This window comes from Pandoraea morbifera, assembly GCF_902459575.1.
In the GTDB taxonomy this organism is placed as follows: Bacteria; Pseudomonadota; Gammaproteobacteria; order Burkholderiales; family Burkholderiaceae; genus Pandoraea; species Pandoraea morbifera.
The window spans coordinates 189,936-206,748 of the sequence record NZ_CABPSD010000009.1 but is presented as its reverse complement, the minus strand read 5'-3'; the positions used below and the strand labels follow the sequence as shown (position 1 = coordinate 206,748).

General features: G+C 65.4%; 13 protein-coding genes and 1 riboswitch. Of the genes, 8 read left to right on the top strand and 5 right to left on the bottom strand.

Annotated elements, in window-relative coordinates; genetic code table 11:
- Nucleotides 1–268: 268 nt before the first annotated feature.
- Both PMO31116_RS16165 and gluQRS read left to right on the top strand, forming a co-directional pair.
- Nucleotides 269–1,162 (top strand): sulfurtransferase, encoded by an 894-nt coding sequence (locus PMO31116_RS16165; protein WP_150567624.1) that lies wholly within the window; start codon nucleotides 269–271, stop codon nucleotides 1,160–1,162.
- An 86-nt stretch (nucleotides 1,163–1,248) separates the two neighbouring features.
- On the top strand, nucleotides 1,249–2,148 hold the full coding sequence (gluQRS, locus tag PMO31116_RS16160; protein WP_246185327.1) for a tRNA glutamyl-Q(34) synthetase GluQRS: 900 nt from the start codon (nucleotides 1,249–1,251) through the stop codon (nucleotides 2,146–2,148).
- A 246-nt stretch (nucleotides 2,149–2,394) separates the two neighbouring features.
- Here the strand turns inward: gluQRS and PMO31116_RS16155 are convergent, their stop codons facing one another.
- Together PMO31116_RS16155 and PMO31116_RS16150 are read right to left on the bottom strand one after the other, a co-directional pair.
- Nucleotides 2,395–3,879: a DEAD/DEAH box helicase gene (locus PMO31116_RS16155; RefSeq protein WP_150567622.1), complete on the bottom strand. Its 1,485-nt coding sequence runs from the start codon at nucleotides 3,877–3,879 to the stop codon at nucleotides 2,395–2,397.
- A 258-nt stretch (nucleotides 3,880–4,137) separates the two neighbouring features.
- Nucleotides 4,138–5,205: a bile acid:sodium symporter family protein gene (locus PMO31116_RS16150; RefSeq protein ID WP_150567621.1), complete on the bottom strand. Its 1,068-nt coding sequence runs from the start codon at nucleotides 5,203–5,205 to the stop codon at nucleotides 4,138–4,140.
- 207 nt (nucleotides 5,206–5,412) lie between these two features.
- Between PMO31116_RS16150 and PMO31116_RS16145 the strand changes: the two genes are divergently transcribed.
- The 3 genes from PMO31116_RS16145 (at nucleotide 5,413) to wrbA (ending at nucleotide 7,773) form a co-directional block, all read left to right on the top strand.
- Nucleotides 5,413–6,384, top strand: coding sequence for a LysR family transcriptional regulator (locus PMO31116_RS16145; protein ID WP_150567620.1), 972 nt, complete (start codon nucleotides 5,413–5,415; stop codon nucleotides 6,382–6,384).
- Between the two features lie 196 nt (nucleotides 6,385–6,580).
- Nucleotides 6,581–6,874, top strand: coding sequence for a hypothetical protein (locus PMO31116_RS16140; protein ID WP_150567619.1), 294 nt, complete (start codon nucleotides 6,581–6,583; stop codon nucleotides 6,872–6,874).
- Nucleotides 6,875–7,140: 266 nt separating this feature from the next.
- Nucleotides 7,141–7,773 carry an NAD(P)H:quinone oxidoreductase gene (gene wrbA, locus PMO31116_RS16135; protein ID WP_150567618.1) on the top strand — a complete coding sequence of 211 codons (633 nt, stop codon included), beginning with the start codon at nucleotides 7,141–7,143 and terminating at the stop codon, nucleotides 7,771–7,773.
- A 224-nt stretch (nucleotides 7,774–7,997) separates the two neighbouring features.
- Here wrbA and blaOXA read toward each other — a convergent pair whose 3' ends face one another.
- Nucleotides 7,998–8,855 carry an OXA-62 family carbapenem-hydrolyzing class D beta-lactamase gene (gene blaOXA, locus PMO31116_RS16130; protein ID WP_150567617.1) on the bottom strand — a complete coding sequence of 286 codons (858 nt, stop codon included), beginning with the start codon at nucleotides 8,853–8,855 and terminating at the stop codon, nucleotides 7,998–8,000.
- Nucleotides 8,856–9,139: 284 nt separating this feature from the next.
- On the opposite strand from blaOXA, the gene PMO31116_RS16125 reads away from it, so the two are divergent.
- Complete coding sequence (locus PMO31116_RS16125) at nucleotides 9,140–10,810, top strand: hypothetical protein (protein ID WP_150567616.1); 1,671 nt, start codon at nucleotides 9,140–9,142, stop codon at nucleotides 10,808–10,810.
- 121 nt (nucleotides 10,811–10,931) lie between these two features.
- On the opposite strand, the gene PMO31116_RS16120 is transcribed toward PMO31116_RS16125, so the two are convergent.
- A complete protein-coding gene (locus PMO31116_RS16120; protein WP_150567615.1) occupies nucleotides 10,932–11,387 on the bottom strand; it encodes a carboxymuconolactone decarboxylase family protein in 456 nt (151 codons plus the stop codon).
- Between the two features lie 242 nt (nucleotides 11,388–11,629).
- Between PMO31116_RS16120 and pdxR the strand changes: the two genes are divergently transcribed.
- Nucleotides 11,630–13,144: a MocR-like pyridoxine biosynthesis transcription factor PdxR gene (gene pdxR / locus PMO31116_RS16115; protein ID WP_150567614.1), complete on the top strand. Its 1,515-nt coding sequence runs from the start codon at nucleotides 11,630–11,632 to the stop codon at nucleotides 13,142–13,144.
- Nucleotides 13,145–13,270: 126 nt separating this feature from the next.
- Nucleotides 13,271–13,369: riboswitch (TPP riboswitch) on the top strand.
- 73 nt (nucleotides 13,370–13,442) lie between these two features.
- Nucleotides 13,443–15,359, top strand: coding sequence for a phosphomethylpyrimidine synthase ThiC (gene thiC / locus PMO31116_RS16110; protein WP_150567613.1), 1,917 nt, complete (start codon nucleotides 13,443–13,445; stop codon nucleotides 15,357–15,359).
- Between the two features lie 128 nt (nucleotides 15,360–15,487).
- Here the strand turns inward: thiC and PMO31116_RS16105 are convergent, their stop codons facing one another.
- A complete protein-coding gene (locus PMO31116_RS16105) occupies nucleotides 15,488–16,651 on the bottom strand; it encodes a hypothetical protein (protein WP_150567612.1) in 1,164 nt (387 codons plus the stop codon).
- Nucleotides 16,652–16,813 lie beyond the last annotated feature (162 nt).

Sequence of the window (16,813 nt, the reverse complement as noted above, 5' to 3'; positions counted from 1 at the left end):
GCCGCATGAGCGAATACAGGAATCGCCAGGCGCGCGCGCCATTCAAAATGACAGGGGGTCGCGCAACAAGGTCTCGTCGCCGCATCGCATCCTGACCACCGATAACAGCGCGCCCCGCCCCACGACGGCCCTGGCGCGGCACCGCCCGGATATCCGGCGGCCTGCCAACGCCACCCGCGTGCGATTTGCCCTGAATCAAGCACGAACGTGCGCCGAATCGGCGATAATGGCGGTTTATTGCTTCACGCATCCTGCGAATTCCGTTGCCATGTCCATCGTCAATATCGCTGCGTACAAGTTCGTCACGCTCGACGACATCGCGACCCTGCGTCCGGCCCTGCTCGAACGCTGCCAGGCACTCGACCTGAAGGGCACCATTCTCCTCGCGCCGGAAGGCATCAATCTGTTTCTCGCGGGCGCACGCAACGCCATCGACGCCTTTCTCGCCGGCCTTCGGGCGGACGCCCGCTTCGCCGATCTCGAGGTCAAAGAAAGCCTCTCGGACACGCAGCCGTTCCGCCGGATGCTCGTGCGCCCCAAAAAAGAGATCATCACGATGAAGATGCCGGTCATCAAGCCGGCTGACGGCCGCGCCCCCGGCGTCGACCCCGTCACGCTCAAGCGCTGGCTCGACGCCGGACAGGACGACGAGGGCCGCCCGGTCGTGATGCTCGATACGCGCAACGATTTCGAAGTCGATGTCGGCACGTTCGAGAACGCCGTCGATTACCGCCTGACCAAGTTCTCGGAATTCCCCGACGTGATCGCCGCGCATCGGGCCGAGTTCGAGGGCAAGACCATCGTGTCGTTCTGCACGGGCGGCATCCGTTGCGAGAAGGCCGCGATCTACATGCGCGACATCGGCCTGGAGCACACCTACCAGCTCGACGGCGGCATTCTCAAGTATTTCGAAGACGTGGGCGGCGCGCACTACCAGGGCGACTGCTTCGTGTTCGACTACCGCACGGCGCTCACGCCTGAGCTGGCCCCGTCCACGACGAAACAGTGCTTCGCGTGCCGTGCTGTCGTCACGGAGCAGGCGCAACGCAGCGCCGAATACATCGAAGGCGTACAGTGCCCGGCATGCGCCGGCACCCGCGCGAGCGCCGATGCTCGAACGCAGACGGCCGAGTGCGCCGCGTCGCTGGCGGCGTCGGCCTGAGCCCTTCGGTGAACCGTTTGCCGGCGAACGGCGCGCGCTCGCCTGACGGGGTTGCACCCCGGGGGGACGACGGGCAACCTGCGCACGTGCAACATCCCGGTCGATATCGCGGGCGCTTTGCCCCCTCGCCGACCGGGCCGCTGCATCGCGGATCGCTCGTCACCGCGCTGGCCAGTTGGCTCGATGCACGCGCCCACAACGGCGTCTGGATCGTGCGCCTGGAGGATCTCGATGAGCCGCGATGCGTGCCTGGCGCGGCCGACGACATTCTGCGCACCCTGGGCCGTCTGGGCCTGCACTCGGACGAGCCGATCGTCTGGCAAAGCCAACGCCATGCGCGCTATGAAGCGGCGCTGGCCTCACTCACGGCGCGCGGACGGATCTATCCGTGCGGCTGCACGCGCCGCGAAATCGCCGACTCCCTCACGCGCATGCATGCGCGTCACACCACGCTCGCGTACCCGGGAACCTGCCGCGACGGCCTGCATGGCAAGACGGCCCGTGCGTGGCGTCTGCGCGTGCCCGACGGCAACGCCGCGCGCATCGACTTCGAGGACCGCTGGATGGGCGCACAGTCGCAGAATCTGGCCACGGAGGTCGGTGACTTCGTGCTCAAGCGCGCCGACGGTCAGTGGGCTTACCAACTGGCCGTGGTCGTCGACGATCAGTCGCAGCAGATCACCGATGTCGTGCGCGGCGCCGACCTGCTGGACTCGACGGCGCGCCAGATCTATTTGCAGGCCTGTCTGGATGCCCCCACGCCGCGCTACTTGCATGTACCGCTCGTGGTGGCGGACGACGGCGAGAAACTGAGCAAGCAGAACGGCGCCTCGCCGCTCGCGCTGGGCACGCCCGATGCCGTGCTCGCGGCGCTCAAGGATGCCGCGCGTCATCTCGGCCTGCCGGCGTCGCTCACGATGGTGTCGCACCGCGAGGACTTCTATGCCGCCGCCACCCAGGCATGGCGGGAGCGATGGGGCAAATAGCGTCACAAAGGGCGAGCGGCCGACACCATGTCCAACAAGGCATGACGGGCGCGGATCATTCGATCGCCAATCGACCCGATCGACCTGATCGCCCCGACCGAACGGAACAGCCCGATCAGTCGAAAGCCCCGCCCGGGTCGGCACCCTCGTCAGCGTTCGTCCAACAAAAAAAGCCAGCGTATGCACGCTGGCTTTCTTGTTATCGGCTGCGGACGGGGCTCAATCTGACGCCATGTCCAGGAGCGCTCAGTTACTCGCCTTGCGGGGGAAACCGGCGAGCAAGGCGGCAACCTGACGCTTCGGCGCCTTCTCCGGCAGTGCGCCAAAAGCCGTCGGCGCACCGGCGTCTTGCACGGCACGGCTGTCGCGCTGCGCGTCCGATGCGCTCGGCGACGGCTCGTAAGGCTTGTAGAAGAATTCGTCCTCAGGGCGCACACGACGCGGTGCCCCGCTGCCAACGCTGCGACCGACACGCAAGCCGCCGTCATGACGGCTGTGGCGCTCGCTGCGCTCGCCCCGATCGCTACGCTCGTAGCGATCGCCGCGGTCGTCGCGCGAACGGCTGCGGCGCTCCAGCGTCAACTGGCCGCGCTTGAGCTCTCGCTTGATCAGCTTTTCGATTTCCACGAGCTGCTTGCGCTCGTCCGGCGCGCACAGCGAAATGGCTTCGCCCGACGCCCCCGCACGGCCCGTACGGCCGATCCGGTGTACGTAGTCCTCGGCGTTGTATGGCAGGTCGTAGTTGATCACGCCCGGCAGGTCGGAGATATCGAGACCGCGCGCGGCCACGTCGGTGGCGACCAACGCACGGATGCCACCCTGCTTGAACGCCTCGAGTGCCTGCATGCGCTCGTTTTGCGACTTGTCGCCGTGAATGGCGGCTGTCACGATGCCATCGCGCTCGAGCTGACGCGCCAGACGACTCGCGCCGATCTTGCTGTTCACGAACACGATGACCTGCTTGAGGTCGCGCTCGCCCAGGATCTGTACCACGGCGGCGCGCTTGTCGTCCTCGTCGACCTCATAGACGACCTGCTCCACCTTGTCGGCCGTCGCGTTGCGACGCGCCACTTCGATCGTGACCGGATTCGTGAGGTAGCTCGAAGCGAGCTTCTTGATCTCGTTCGAGAACGTCGCCGAGAACAGCAGCGTCTGACGCTGCTTGGGCAGCAGGTTCAGAATGCGTTGCAGGTCCGGAAGGAAGCCCATGTCGAGCATGCGATCGGCTTCGTCGAGCACGAGCATCTTGACCTGGCTGAGGTTGACCGTCTTCTGCTCGACGTGATCGAGCAGGCGTCCCGGCGTGGCGATCAGGATTTCCACTCCGCGGCGCAATGTATCCTTCTGCGGGTTCATGTCGACGCCGCCGAACACCACGGTGTTGCGCAACGGCGTGTGCCCCGCGTACGAACGCACGTTGTCGGCCACCTGATCCGCGAGTTCGCGCGTCGGCGTGAGGATCAGCGCGCGCACCGGGTGGCGGGCGGGCGATGCACTCGTGTTCGCGTCGGGGAGCAGTCGCTGGATGATCGGCAGGGAGAAACTCGCGGTCTTGCCGGTCCCCGTCTGCGCGGCACCCATGACGTCACGACCGGACAGCACCACCGGGATGGCCTGCGCCTGGATCGGCGTCGGCTGGGTGTAGCCCTGCTCGGCAATGGCCCGCAAGATGTCCGCATGCAGCCCAAAGCTATCGAAGCCGGGGGTCGGAACAGCATTTACATCAGCCATGGTGATGGGACATCTCTTAAAAAAAACGGGGGCCGCCACGCGGAAGGATCCGCATCAAAGCTCACTCGCGAAGATTCAAGGGGCGCTGCGCGCCATGCTCAAGGTGGCGCGAGAGGGGTCTGTCAGGGGACAGATGCGTCGGGCGCCGCCGGACCGGGGTGGTCGTCAAGAAGCGAAACAACCGCAATTCTAGCACTTGCGCGCGACCAACGTGTGACAACGGGCCCAGCCGGGCCGTGATGCAGGCGCGACGGACGCTCAGCGGCCCGCGCCGGCGTTGGCGCTGCCGTCGGATTTTGCGTCGAGCGCGACCGGCTTGGCGGGGCCGGCCTTGAGCGTCTTCGACGATTGCGCCTCACGCTGGCGATTCGCGTATCGCTGCGCCAACACGGCGCACACCATCAGTTGCATCTGATGAAACAGCATGAGCGGCAGCACGATCGCGCCCAGCGGTCCGGTCGCGAACAGCACCTTGGCCATCGGAATCCCGCTGGCGAGGCTCTTCTTCGAGCCGCAGAACACAATCGTGATCTCGTCTTCTCGCGAGAAGCCGAGCCAGCGCGCCGAGAAGGTAGTGAACGCCAGCATGACCGCAAGGATCACGGCGCAGCAGCCGAGCAGGCCCAGCAGCGCGAGCGGCGGAATCTGGTGCCACAGCCCCGTGTTAACCGCCTCGCTGAACGCGGTATAGACCACCAGCAGGATCGAGCCCTGATCAACGAACTTGAGCATCCCGCGATTGCGTTCGACCCACTTGCCGATCGCCTTGCGTGAGAGTTGACCCGCAATGAACGGCACAAGCAGCTGGAGCATGATGTTGCCGATCGAGTCGAACGGCGAGGCGCCGGTATTGCCATCGTGGTGAACCACGACCAGCCCGACGAGCAGCGGCGTGATGAAAATGCCGAACAGGCTCGACGCCGACGCACTACACACCGCCGCAGGCACATTGCCTCGCGCGATGGACGTAAACGCGATAGCCGACTGCACCGTTGCTGGCAGCGTGCACAGGAACAGCACGCCGAGGTACAGCTCTGGGGTCACCATCCAGGAGAGCAGCGGCTTGAGAACCACACCGACGATCGGGAAGATGGCGAACGTGCTGGCAAACACCAGCAGGTGCAGGCGCCAGTGTGTGGCGCCGGCGAGTACCGCTTCACGCGAGAGCTTCGCGCCGTGCAGGAAGAACAGGGCGGCAATCGCCACGTTGGTCAACAGATTGAAGGCCACCTCGCCCTCGCCATGCGCCGGCAGGAAGCTGGCCAGTGCGACGGTCGCCACCAGCATCAACGTGAAATTGTCGGGAAGAAAACGCGGTCTGGCCATTGTCGATCTCGATTACGCCTGAAAAGACAAAGCCCGTACGCCAGGACACGCACCGGCGGCATGTCGCCGCCCGTGGGGTCTCAATCGATCGGCGGGCGATCAGAAGTGACCGGAAGTGTGCGCTCGCGATACGGGTTTTCACGTATTAGACCGCAAGGCCAGTTAAAATACAAATTCATTTAAAAATTTTATTCATACCAAATCCGCATGAATATCTCGCTGCGCCAGCTCAAGGTGTTCCTGGCAGTGGCCGAACTCGGTAGTTTCAGCCGCGCCGGAGAGGATATTGGCCTGACTCAGCCAGCCGTAAGCCGTTGTATTCGGGAACTGGAACAAGAGCTCGGCCTCAAGCTGGTGGACCGCACCACTCGTGAAGTCACGCTGACTGAAGTGGGGGCGAGCCTGTCGGCCACCCTCGCCCGGGTGCTCGACGAGTTGGAAAGTGCCTTGCGCGACACCCACGGCCTGGCCGAGGAGCGCCGTGGCCGGGTTCGCGTGGCCAGCGCACCGACCATTTCGGCCAATCTCATGCCGGAATGCATTTCGGCCTGTGCCGCCCGCTATCCGGACATCACGCTGATGCTGCGCGACCAGGTCCAGACGCTGGCGACCGACAGCGTGCGCCATGGCGAAGTCGACTTCGGGGTGATCGTCGCGTCCGAGGGCACCGACGATCTCGTCGGCGAGCCGATTATGGTCGAGCCGTTCCTGGTGGTGTGCGATCGCTCACATCGGTTCGCGAAACAGGCGGCCGTGGACTGGAAAGCGCTCAATGGCGAGAAACTCGTGCTGCTCGACTACGCGTCGGGTAGCCGCCCGCTTATCGACCGCGCGCTGGCAGAACACGGGGCTTACTGTCAGGTGGCGCAGGAAGTCGGACACGCAATCACCGTGTTTCGCATGGTCGAGGCCGGCATCGGCATCAGCATCATGCCGGCACTGGCGCTGCCTGCGATGCCCGGGCCCGAGAATGGCGGGCGACTCATCGCCCTGCCGCTCGTACCGCAGATCGACCGGACGATCATGCTAGTGCGCCGCAAGAACCGCACCCTGTCACCCGCGGCCCAGTCCGTGTGGGAATTGATCCAGCAGGTCACGGCCGCCACACCGCACGCGCTCGCGGCACCATCGCCCCCCACAACTCGGAGCGAAGACAGCAACAGTAAAAATAACAACTAAATGTCGCTTTTTGATCAAAATTAGGCGACATTTGCCGAAATAAATCCGTAGACAATCGCATGCCACCCGAGCATTGTGAGTGAGCGCCTGCTACAATTGCGGTGCGTCGACTCCCCCCAAAGCGCGTGACGGTCTGTCCATCGCGCCTCGACGACATGCCCGCCGCTGGCGGGCATTGTGTTTCTCGTATGGCGTCATGGACTTGTTCATCAAATACTTCAGCCCGCTTTGGCTGTTCGAGGCGGCCGCCGATCTGTCGTTCTGGCAGCGGCATCAACTCGACGCACGCATGCACGTCGTGAGTCGATTCCTGTGGCGATATGTGATGCGCTGGTGCGTTGTCAGCGCGATGCTGCTCGTGCCCGCGGCCCTGCTGGCGCACGGCCTTGCCGCGGCAGGACTGGCTCTGGCGGGTGGCGTATCGGCCAGCGTCACGGTATTGATGGCGGCACTCGCCCTGGGGTGCCTCATTGGCTCGCGCCTGCGTTGATTCCCACGTAACCCCCCGCTCGTCGCGACATCGCGCCTGCGGTGCGGCACCACGCAATCAACACGTCCGCACAGGGTCAGCCCCGAGCCGGCATGGCGTGGGCGTCAGGCCCACATTCGGCCGGCGCCTGACCTTCGGTACGCCGGACCTGTGCCTCGCGTGATCGTGTTCACGTTTCGTCATGTGCGTCGACTATGATGGAACGGCTCACCTCGCGCGACATGACGTCCGCGACGCCAGCCATTCTCGACCCATAGGAGATTCACATGGCCAATGCCAAGATACTGGTGGTGTTCTACAGCATGTACGGGCACATCTACACGATGGCCGAAGCCGTTGCCGAAGGGGCTCGCGGCGTCGCCGGTGCGGAAGTGAGCGTCATGCAGGTCCCCGAACTCGTTCCCGACGACGTGCTGGAAAAAAGTGGCGCGAAAGCGGCACGAGCGGCCTTTGCGAACGTGCCTGTCGCACGCGTCGATCAACTGCCGGACTATGACGCGATCATCTTCGGCACGCCCACGCGCTTCGGCAACATGACGGCCCAGATGCGCAACTTCCTCGACCAGACCGGCGGCTTGTGGGCCAAGGGTGCGCTCGCCGGGAAGGTCGGCAGCGTGTTCGCCAGCACTGCGACCCAGCACGGCGGACAGGAGACGACGATCACGAGCTTCCACACCACGTTGCTGCACCACGGCATGATCATCGTGGGCGTGCCTTACACGGAACCCGCGCTCACCAACATGTCGGAAATCACCGGGGGCACGCCGTACGGCGCAACCACGCTGGCGGCTGCCGACGGTTCCCGCCAGCCCAGCGAGAACGAATTGAAGATCGCCCGCACGCAAGGCCGGCACGTGGCCGAAATTGCGGCCGCCCTCAAACACGGACGCGCACTGTAATCCGCGCCAGGCGCGGCGCGGTGGTCACGCCCCAACGCGTTCCCACGGCGCAGCGCCCTTCGCCAGTTGATTCGGTGGATTTCGGTTGATTCGGATAGTGCGGCAGGAAATCGAACGCAGTCGGCCCGCAGCCGAACTGGCGGCACCGGATCACCGATCACCGGTCACTCATCACCGATCACCGACCGCGACGGCACGCCAAACCGCGATGACCCGATGCGCCATCAGATCAACTTCAGATCCTTCAGCACCGCCCTCACGATGCGCGCGCGTTTCGGGGCGTCCGCGTCCGACATCATGTCGATGTTGATCGCCACGCTGGTGATGTTGCCGTCGCGCTCGATCCAGCCAACCCACCAACCGATGTCGGGCTTCTTGTCGACGAACCAGCCAGTCTTGCCGTGCAGCACGTAGTCCGGCGTGGCTTCGACGATCGACATCTGGCGCACGATGTCCTGCGAGCGCGCAGAAAACGGCAACGAACCACGCGCAAGACGCTGCAGGAAGTCCACCTGCTCACGCGCCGAAATCTGAAGGCTGTCGTCGACCCAGTAGGCGTCCGGTGCACGGCCAATGGTGCGGTTGCCGTAGCCCGCCTCGTTCAACTTCGCCTGCGCATACTGGCGCCCGATCTTGCGCGAGACGACCTGATAGCAGGGCAGGCACGACACGCGAAATGCAGTCCTCAGGTCCATCGCCGCGTTCCAGTGCTTGATGCGTCGCGGCTTGCCGTCCCAGGGAATGATCTCGCGCTCGCTGTCCAGCGCGCCCGAATCGAGCGCCAGCAGACTGTTGAAGATCTTGTAAGTCGACGCCGGCGACATGCGCTTCTCGGCACGTGCGGCGTCGTAGGCCTGATAGGTCTGCGTGCGAGCATCGAGCACCACGATCGTGCCCTTCACGCCTTCCGCGGTGAACAGCTTGCCCCAGTCGGCGCGCTCGGTGATGCGCACCGGCGCGACTTTGGTCGCGTCGGCCGCATAGGCTGCGGGATGGGCCGCCAGCGAGACCGGCAAGACGACCGCGGCGACCAGACGCCGCCACAGGGCAGCACGCCACCGGCAAGAGATTATCGTTTTCATTTCGTTATCCTGATTTCGTGGGAGGTTCGTCAGGCATGCGGGACGTTGCGGACCTTTCGAGGGCATCGCCGGCATGCTGTCCGGACGCTGGCCAGGCGCCCGCTCTCAAGAGCGTATGCAGATTAGTGCGGGTTTCGACAGACGCAAAGCAAAGCTACCGTAACCGACGTAACCGCCGTATCATCGGTGCGCCCCTCCCAAGCCCGCGACATTGCGGCGCTTGCTGCGCGCCGCCCGGCGCGAAGCGGGTGCTCCTCTGACGTCATTCGACGAAACTCGACGCCATGCCAGACATTCCCGCCACCGTCACGAACGTCAGCGCCGCCGGCGCCTCGCTTCTCGCCGTGCGCCTCGACGCGCCACAAAAAATCAATGGCGAGGCGGTCCGCTATCAAAGCCTCTGGTTGCTCATGCGGGTGTATTTCGCGGCGCTCTACGAGACTTCGCCCGTCTCGCTCGCGTCGTTGAAGTCCCGCTTCGGGCAGACGTCCGGCGCGGCAGGCGATCTGCGCATGCTGATCAGCCGCGCGTTTTCGGATTTCGCGCGCTGGCATGTCGCGGTCGGCTGGGGCGAGGATCGCCTCGCCGACCCGCGCCTGCTGCCCACGCGGGGGCGTGGCAAGGGACCGTTCTGGCTCGCGCCCCGGGAAATTCCGCGGATCCGAGTGACGATCGGCAATACCGCGCCGGACACCCCGCGCCGCGCGCTTGCCGCCTTTCTCGGCCTGCCGCAGGACACGGCGCCCGATACACAATCCCCCGCACTCGACTACGTCATGCAGGACATCGCGTTCTGGCATCACCTGACGCTGGGCAAGCGCGACATGCAGGACGGCGTGTTCTTCGCGCCAGCGCAAGCGAGCGCACCAGGTGACCTACGGCGTCAGCGCACGGGCGCCATCCCATCGTTCCATGCCGCGCAAGTCTGCGCGGTCGACGACGTGCAGCGAGGCATCGCGTTGCTCGCCGAGACGATCGTCTGGCGCCGCACGGGCGACGCCGCGCGCACGAAGCGGACCCTCGCCACGCTGGCGGAAACGTTCGGCGCGAACCCGCCGGGCTCGCCCACGCTGCGCGCCATGCACTGGATCGTTCAGGCGTGGCAAGCCTATGCGTTGCGCGACGAAGCCGGCGCGTTCGCCCATCTGCAACGCATCGGCGACGACGCGACGCTCGCCCCGTGCCTCGTCTACAACCCCCGGATTCGCTTCGAGAGCCGCAACCTGCAGGCATTGCTGTACAAGTCGCACGCCGCCCGCCCGGGTCCAATGCCGGCGCGCGCCCAATCCGCCGCCGATGCACTGGCCGCCTTTTCCGACGCGCTGCAGGCCGCATTCGAAGCCGATTCCATCGAACTGGCGCAACACGTTGCGGCCAACATCGGGCTGACGCTCTGGTTGTTCTGGCAGGGTGCGCTCATCGACCCGGGACGCCGCCTCGCCGCTGCCGATGTGCAGCGCCAGGCGCTGCGGTGGATCGGTCTGTCGGAATGGATCTGCGATCGTTTCGGCGTGGGCGGCAATTCCGTCTGGAACACCGTGTTCCTGTTGCGTATCGCGCGCGGCGCCGTGCCGGTGCGGCGCGATCCCGATCTTGCAACGTTGCGCGCAAGCACGCCGCTTGCCGTCGACGCGTTTCTCGACGCCGTGCAGCCGTTCGGCGCACCGTTTTCGCGAGCCAAGGGATTCACCCGCTGGACCGATGTACTGGCCACCACGCTCGCCGATCACGAAGAGGGGCGCGTTCGCCTCGAGCCGCTGCAGCTCGCCAACCTATGGTTCGAGATGTTGTGGTTCGCGCTGCATCAGGACGGGGACTCCCCGCAGGCGCTACACGCGGCTCGCTCGCTGGGAAGGGTGCTGCCGATGCTTCCGCCTCCCGATCGACGCTTCTTCCGCGACGCGCTTCCACTCATGCCACGCGAGTTCCAGCGTGAAGTCCGGCAGGCACAGTGAGCCTGCGCCACACCAGTCGCACACCGGTCGCACATGGATCGCGCGGCGAGCGTGCGCGAGCGGAACTCGCGGCCCGCTCGGCGCAGATCCATCGCACCGCCAACCCACGTCCGGACGCAGTTCAGCGCACGCCTTGCGGCACCTTCGGCAGCGGTGCGCGAAATGCGATGGCCATCCGGTTCCATGCGTTGATCGTGGCAACGGCGAACGTCAGGTCGGAGATTTCCTTGTCATCGAAATGGGCGCGCAGCTCGGCGAATACCTCGTCGGGCACGTGTCCGTCCTGCACATTGGTGACGGCCTCCGTCCATGCCAGCGCAGCGCGCTCGGCAGGCGAGTACAACTCCGTCTCGCGCCAGGCGTCGAGCAAGTGCAGGCGGCGCGGCTCGATACCGACTTTCAGCGCGTCGCTCACGTGCATGTCGATGCAGTACGCGCAGCCATTGAGCTGCGAGGCGCGCAGCCACACGAGTTCCACGAGACCGCCCGGCAGTCCGCAATCGTGAAAGTAGTGGCTCAAGGTGCCCAGGTATTCATATGGACGCGGGGCGGCTTTGATGTAGTTCAGACGCAGCATGGATGCTCTCCGTTCGGTTGAGGTCGGTTCGTATCGGGAATTCTCATCGTTGACGATACGCACGTCTTGTCTTAATCAGAAGAGCCAAAAGCGAATAAAATTGCTAGGCCATAGTGAGCCAAGCCGCGCATATTCCCGGTCGGGCGAACCGCGCGGCTCGCACGGCGCGCCAAGACCGTCGGATCGTCTTGGCACGACACCCGCCGTCCGCCGCCCGAGTCACCGTCCTGGAACCGTGTGCCATGTCCGATAAATCGAGTCCGTCCGCGCTCGCGGTGTTGCATCTGGCCGACGCCCCTCAGTCCGCCGGCCTGCCTGCGTATCGCGCGTTGTACGAGCGGATTCGCGACGGCATCCTCTGCGGCAAGCTCGCGCCCGCGTCGCGCCTGCCATCGACCCGTGCGCTCGCCAGCGAACTCGGCGTGGCGCGTGGCACTGTCGAAGCCGCTTACGAGCGGTTGGTCGCCGAAGGATTCGTTATCGGGCGGGGGGCGGCCGGCAGTCGCGTCAACCCGCAGTTGGCCGCCAAGGTCATGCCGCCTGCGACCATCGGGTCGCGCGGCGCCAGGTCCGGCGACCTGGGCAGCGCCGCCTGGCGCGACTTCGGCGAGAACCCCGGCAGCCTCCCGTTGAACGCGGCGGGCATGCCGTTACCCATGCAGAACGGCATGCCCGCGCTCGACGAATTCCCGCGCAAACTGTGGGCTCGCCTGGCGGCGCGTCACGCGCGGCACCTCGGTGCCGACGGACTTCATTCCCAAAGCGCCGTCGGCTGGGCGCCGTTGCGCGACGCCATCGCCGGCTATCTGGCCATCGCTCGCGGCATCCGCTGCGACCCCGCGCAGATCATCGTCACGGCGGGTTACCAGGGCGCGCTCTCGCTCATCGCCCGGGTGTTGCTCCACCCGGGCGATGCCGTGTGGTGCGAGGATCCCGGCTACTTCCGCGCATGGCAGGCGCTGCGCATGACGGGCGCCACGCTGGTGCCCGTGCCCGTCGACGCGAATGGGATCGATGTGGCGGCCGGCGAGCGCACGGCGCCCGACGCGCGCCTTGCGGTCGTCACGCCATCGCATCAATCGCCGCTGTCCGTCACACTACCCCTCGCTCGGCGGCTGGCCCTGCTGGCGTGGGCGCAGGCGCGCGATGCCTGGATCGTCGAGGACGATTACGACAGCGAATTCCGTTACACCGGCGCACCGCTGCCCGCGCTCAAGAGCCTCGACGGCGGCGAGCGCGTGCTCTATGCCGGATCGTTCAGCAAGGTGTTGTTTCCCGGATTGCGTCTCGGATACCTCGTCGTGCCGCATTCACTTCGCGACGCTTTCGTGGCCAGCACTTCGCTCGCCTCGCCTGCCCAGGGGTGGATCGAGCAGGCAACGGTGACCGATTTCATCACTCAGGGGCATTTCAGCCGCCATATCAAGCGAATGCGGCAACTGTACGGCGAGCGCCGCGCCGCGCTTGCGCAGGCACTGCGTCAATACGTCGGCACGCGCCTGGAACTCGCGCAGCAGGCGGGCGGCATGCACCTGCTCGGCTGGCTGGAAGCGCATCGCCAGGATCGCGACCTGTGCCGCGCCGCGCTCGCGCAGGGTCTCGCGCCAGGTGCGTTATCGTTTTTCAGCGTTGCCCGGACAATGCCGCCCGCGCTCGTCATGAGTTTCACCAATGTGCCGCAAACCCAGGCTGCAGACGTTGCGCAACGGCTTGCGCGCGCGTTCGAGAACGATGACAAAGCCCGCGCGGCGCCATAATTCGCCATCCGGTTTGCCCGCATCCCGGATGCAGCCTGCATGACGCGCCGCACCATCATCCGTTCACGTTTTTCGGGACACATCGTGCTTGTGCTCGCCCGGCATGTCGGTGTATCGTTGCCGCAAAGCTAAGCGCAGGGGTCCTGCAACGTGAGTTGTGGGTGAGAAATACCCTTAGAACCTGATCTGGATAATGCCAGCGCAGGGAGCGTAGAAATTCCTCGCCCCCGTTCATGCTCCTGAGCCGCTTTGCGCCGAAATTGTCGGCGTCAACACGTGCCCCGCCAGGAGACATTGCATGAACGCCAACCCGAAGTTCCTCTCAGCCAACGCGCGCGTGGATGAAGCCGCGATCGCACCGCTGCCGAATTCCCGCAAGATCTACGTGCAAGGCTCGCGCCCCGACATTCAGGTGCCGATGCGTGAAATCTCGCAAGCCGACACCCCGACGAGCTTTGGCGGCGAAAAGAACCCGCCGATCTACGTGTACGACACCTCGGGTCCGTACACCGATCCGAACGCCAAGATCGACATCCGCTCCGGCCTGCCGGCTCTGCGTGCCGCATGGATCGAGGCGCGCGGCGACACCGAAGCCCTACCCGGCCTGACCTCGGCCTACGGCCGCGAGCGCGCCGACGATGCCGCGACGGCCGACCTGCGCTTCCCGGGCCTGCATCGCACGCCGCGTCGTGCCAAGGCCGGCAAGAATGTGACGCAGATGCACTACGCGCGCCAGGGCATCATCACGCCCGAGATGGAATACGTCGCGATCCGCGAAAACCTGCGCCGTCAGGAGTACATCGAGAGCGTGCGCCAGACCGGCCCGCAGGGCGAGCGTCTGGCGAAGCTGCTCTCGCGCCAGCATCCCGGCCAGCATTTCGGCGCCAGCATCCCCGCGGAGATCACGCCGGAGTTCGTGCGCAGCGAAATCGCTCGCGGGCGCGCCATCATCCCGAACAACATCAACCACCCGGAATCGGAGCCGATGATCATCGGCCGCAATTTCCTCGTGAAGATCAACGCAAACATCGGCAACTCGGCCGTGACGTCGTCGATCGGCGAGGAAGTCGACAAGATGACGTGGGCAATCCGCTGGGGCGGCGACACGGTGATGGATCTGTCGACCGGCAAGCACATCCACGAAACGCGCGAGTGGATTCTGCGCAACAGCCCGGTGCCTATCGGCACCGTGCCGATCTATCAGGCGCTCGAAAAGGTCAACGGCAAGGCCGAGGACCTGACGTGGGAAATGTTCCGCGACACGCTCATCGAGCAGGCCGAGCAAGGTGTCGACTACTTCACGATCCACGCCGGCGTGCGTCTCGCCTACGTGCCGATGACGGCCAACCGCATGACCGGCATCGTCAGCCGCGGCGGCTCGATCATGGCCAAGTGGTGTCTCGCGCATCACAAGGAAAGCTTCCTGTACACGCACTTCGAAGAAATCTGCGAAATCATGAAGGCGTACGACGTCGCCTTCTCGCTGGGTGACGGCCTGCGCCCCGGCTCGATCTACGACGCCAACGACGAAGCGCAGCTCTCCGAACTCAAGACGCTGGGCGAACTCACCCAGATCGCGTGGAAGCACGACGTCCAGGTGATGATCGAAGGCCCGGGCCACGTGCCGATGCAGCTCATCAAGGAGAACATGGATCTCCAGCTCGAGTACTGCGACGAGGCGCCGTTCTATACCCTCGGACCGCTCACGACGGACATCGCGCCGGGCTACGACCACATCACGTCGGGCATCGGTGCGGCGACCATCGGCTGGTACGGCACGGCCATGCTGTGCTACGTCACGCCGAAGGAGCACCTGGGTCTGCCGAACAAGGACGACGTCAAGGAAGGCATCATCACGTACAAGCTTGCCGCCCACGCCGCCGATCTCGCCAAGGGCCACCCCGGTTCGCAGATTCGCGACAACGCGCTGTCGAAGGCGCGTTTCGAGTTCCGCTGGGAAGATCAGTTCAACCTGGGCCTCGATCCGGACAAGGCTCGCGAGTTCCACGACGAGACGCTGCCGAAGGATTCGGCCAAGGTCGCGCACTTCTGCTCGATGTGCGGTCCGCACTTCTGCTCGATGAAGATCACGCAGGACGTGCGCGATTACGCGGCCAAGCAAGGCATTACGGACGAAGCCGCCCTCAAGCAGGGCATGGAAGTCAAGGCCGTCGAGTTCGTCAAGAGCGGCGCCGAGATCTATCGCCGTACCTGATGCATCTCCGCGCGCCAACGCCATGGGCGTCGGCGCGGACGTTGCGATGCGAAGCGCCCGGGGCAGGTCATGAAATGACCCCGGGCGCTTTTTTCATTCGCGACGTGCTAGAGCCTCAGGCAAGCCCATCAACCGACGGCTGGCGCGGGACTGCTGGCTTGCGCGGGTGCCGTCGGGACGCCATACATCGAGAGCTTGTTGCGCAGGCGTTGCGTGGCGATGTGCGCCGGCAGCGTCGACATCGACGTAGCCAGGGCGGTAAATGCCTTGGTGTTCGTTGCGGGCAGCACTGCCGCATCCATCACTTCGGTATGACGCATCTCCCAGTGGCGGGCGCCCAGATGCTCGACACCCAGCGCCAGCCGCGCCCACTCGTCGGTTCCCATGCCAACGGACGGCGGCAAGTCGCCGCGGACCAGGGCCTGATGCATCGGCAAACTGTCGGCGAACCCGACCCGAAGCATCCATTCGGTGCTTTGCTCGTCGGGCAAAACCCGCGATCCCGAGTGCAGCCGATCGTTGAGTTTCCCAATGAAGCCGCCCGGTGCCTCGAATGTCATACAGGCCTGCGTCCACTCCTTCTTGCCGGCGAGCGACGGCTTGCCCGTCCAGCGGCGCGCCGTATCAGCCACGGTCCGCGTCACCGTTTCCCGCGTGGACTCGAAGGACACGGTGCCGTTGCGCCCTTCCGTGCCCAGCAGGGCGCCCGCGACGATATCGCGGCAGATCTGCGCACGCTCGCTGCGCCCGTCCGGCATGACCACCGGATGCTGACGCCCATCGATCGACGCGCCACGCCCGTTGGGCAACGGCACGCTTGCGCATACATGCAGCGCCGCCAGCGCAGATGGGCAAAGTACCGGCTGTGCAACACGCGGGGCGCCGGTGCGTGGCGCCATGAGTAGGGAGTCGCCCCCATGCGTCGGGTCGGCTTCGGCCGATTTCATCGATTCCATCGATTCCATTGATTCCACCGATCCGTCCGTCACGACGCCAACGTCGCCGCCGGATGAGACCGCCTGGAAATCGGGACGCATTGCGTGGTTCGCAACGACCGGCATCGACCTGGCCGATGCCCGGTCGACCGACCACGGGTGATGCGATGCCGCCACACGTGCGTTCGCGACGTGCGCCAACGCAGCGCCGGCGATGCCGCCCGCCCGGGAAACCGGCTCCATGGATGCGAGCGGAGGAAGGGATGTCAGACCGACCGTGCCGGGCGCGGGGATCGCGGGTTGAATGCCTTGCATCATCGTGAAGTCCTCATCGGAGAAGGCGTGGTTCGTGGCCACGGCCCCGACACCGTGTCGAGGCAGGCATCACGATGCACGAGAGGTGCCGCGCCGATTGTCGGTTCTGTACGGCGTGTCTCGCGGCTCGTGCAAGCCACCGCCCGGGAGTAGACAAGGCGCGTGCTGCACGACGCGTGTCCCGTGGCGCACGCCCGTCGCCCG

Coding starts and splice junctions, on each gene's coding strand:
- PMO31116_RS16165 (WP_150567624.1), top strand. CDS start 269: ATGTCCATCGTCAATATCGCTGCGTACAAGTTCGTCACGCTCGACGAC.
- PMO31116_RS16155 (WP_150567622.1), bottom strand. CDS start 3,879: ATGGCTGATGTAAATGCTGTTCCGACCCCCGGCTTCGATAGCTTTGGG.
- PMO31116_RS16150 (WP_150567621.1), bottom strand. CDS start 5,205: ATGGCCAGACCGCGTTTTCTTCCCGACAATTTCACGTTGATGCTGGTG.
- PMO31116_RS16145 (WP_150567620.1), top strand. CDS start 5,413: ATGAATATCTCGCTGCGCCAGCTCAAGGTGTTCCTGGCAGTGGCCGAA.
- PMO31116_RS16140 (WP_150567619.1), top strand. CDS start 6,581: ATGGACTTGTTCATCAAATACTTCAGCCCGCTTTGGCTGTTCGAGGCG.
- wrbA (WP_150567618.1), top strand. CDS start 7,141: ATGGCCAATGCCAAGATACTGGTGGTGTTCTACAGCATGTACGGGCAC.
- blaOXA (WP_150567617.1), bottom strand. CDS start 8,855: ATGAAAACGATAATCTCTTGCCGGTGGCGTGCTGCCCTGTGGCGGCGT.
- PMO31116_RS16125 (WP_150567616.1), top strand. CDS start 9,140: ATGCCAGACATTCCCGCCACCGTCACGAACGTCAGCGCCGCCGGCGCC.
- PMO31116_RS16120 (WP_150567615.1), bottom strand. CDS start 11,387: ATGCTGCGTCTGAACTACATCAAAGCCGCCCCGCGTCCATATGAATAC.
- pdxR (WP_150567614.1), top strand. CDS start 11,630: ATGTCCGATAAATCGAGTCCGTCCGCGCTCGCGGTGTTGCATCTGGCC.
- thiC (WP_150567613.1), top strand. CDS start 13,443: ATGAACGCCAACCCGAAGTTCCTCTCAGCCAACGCGCGCGTGGATGAA.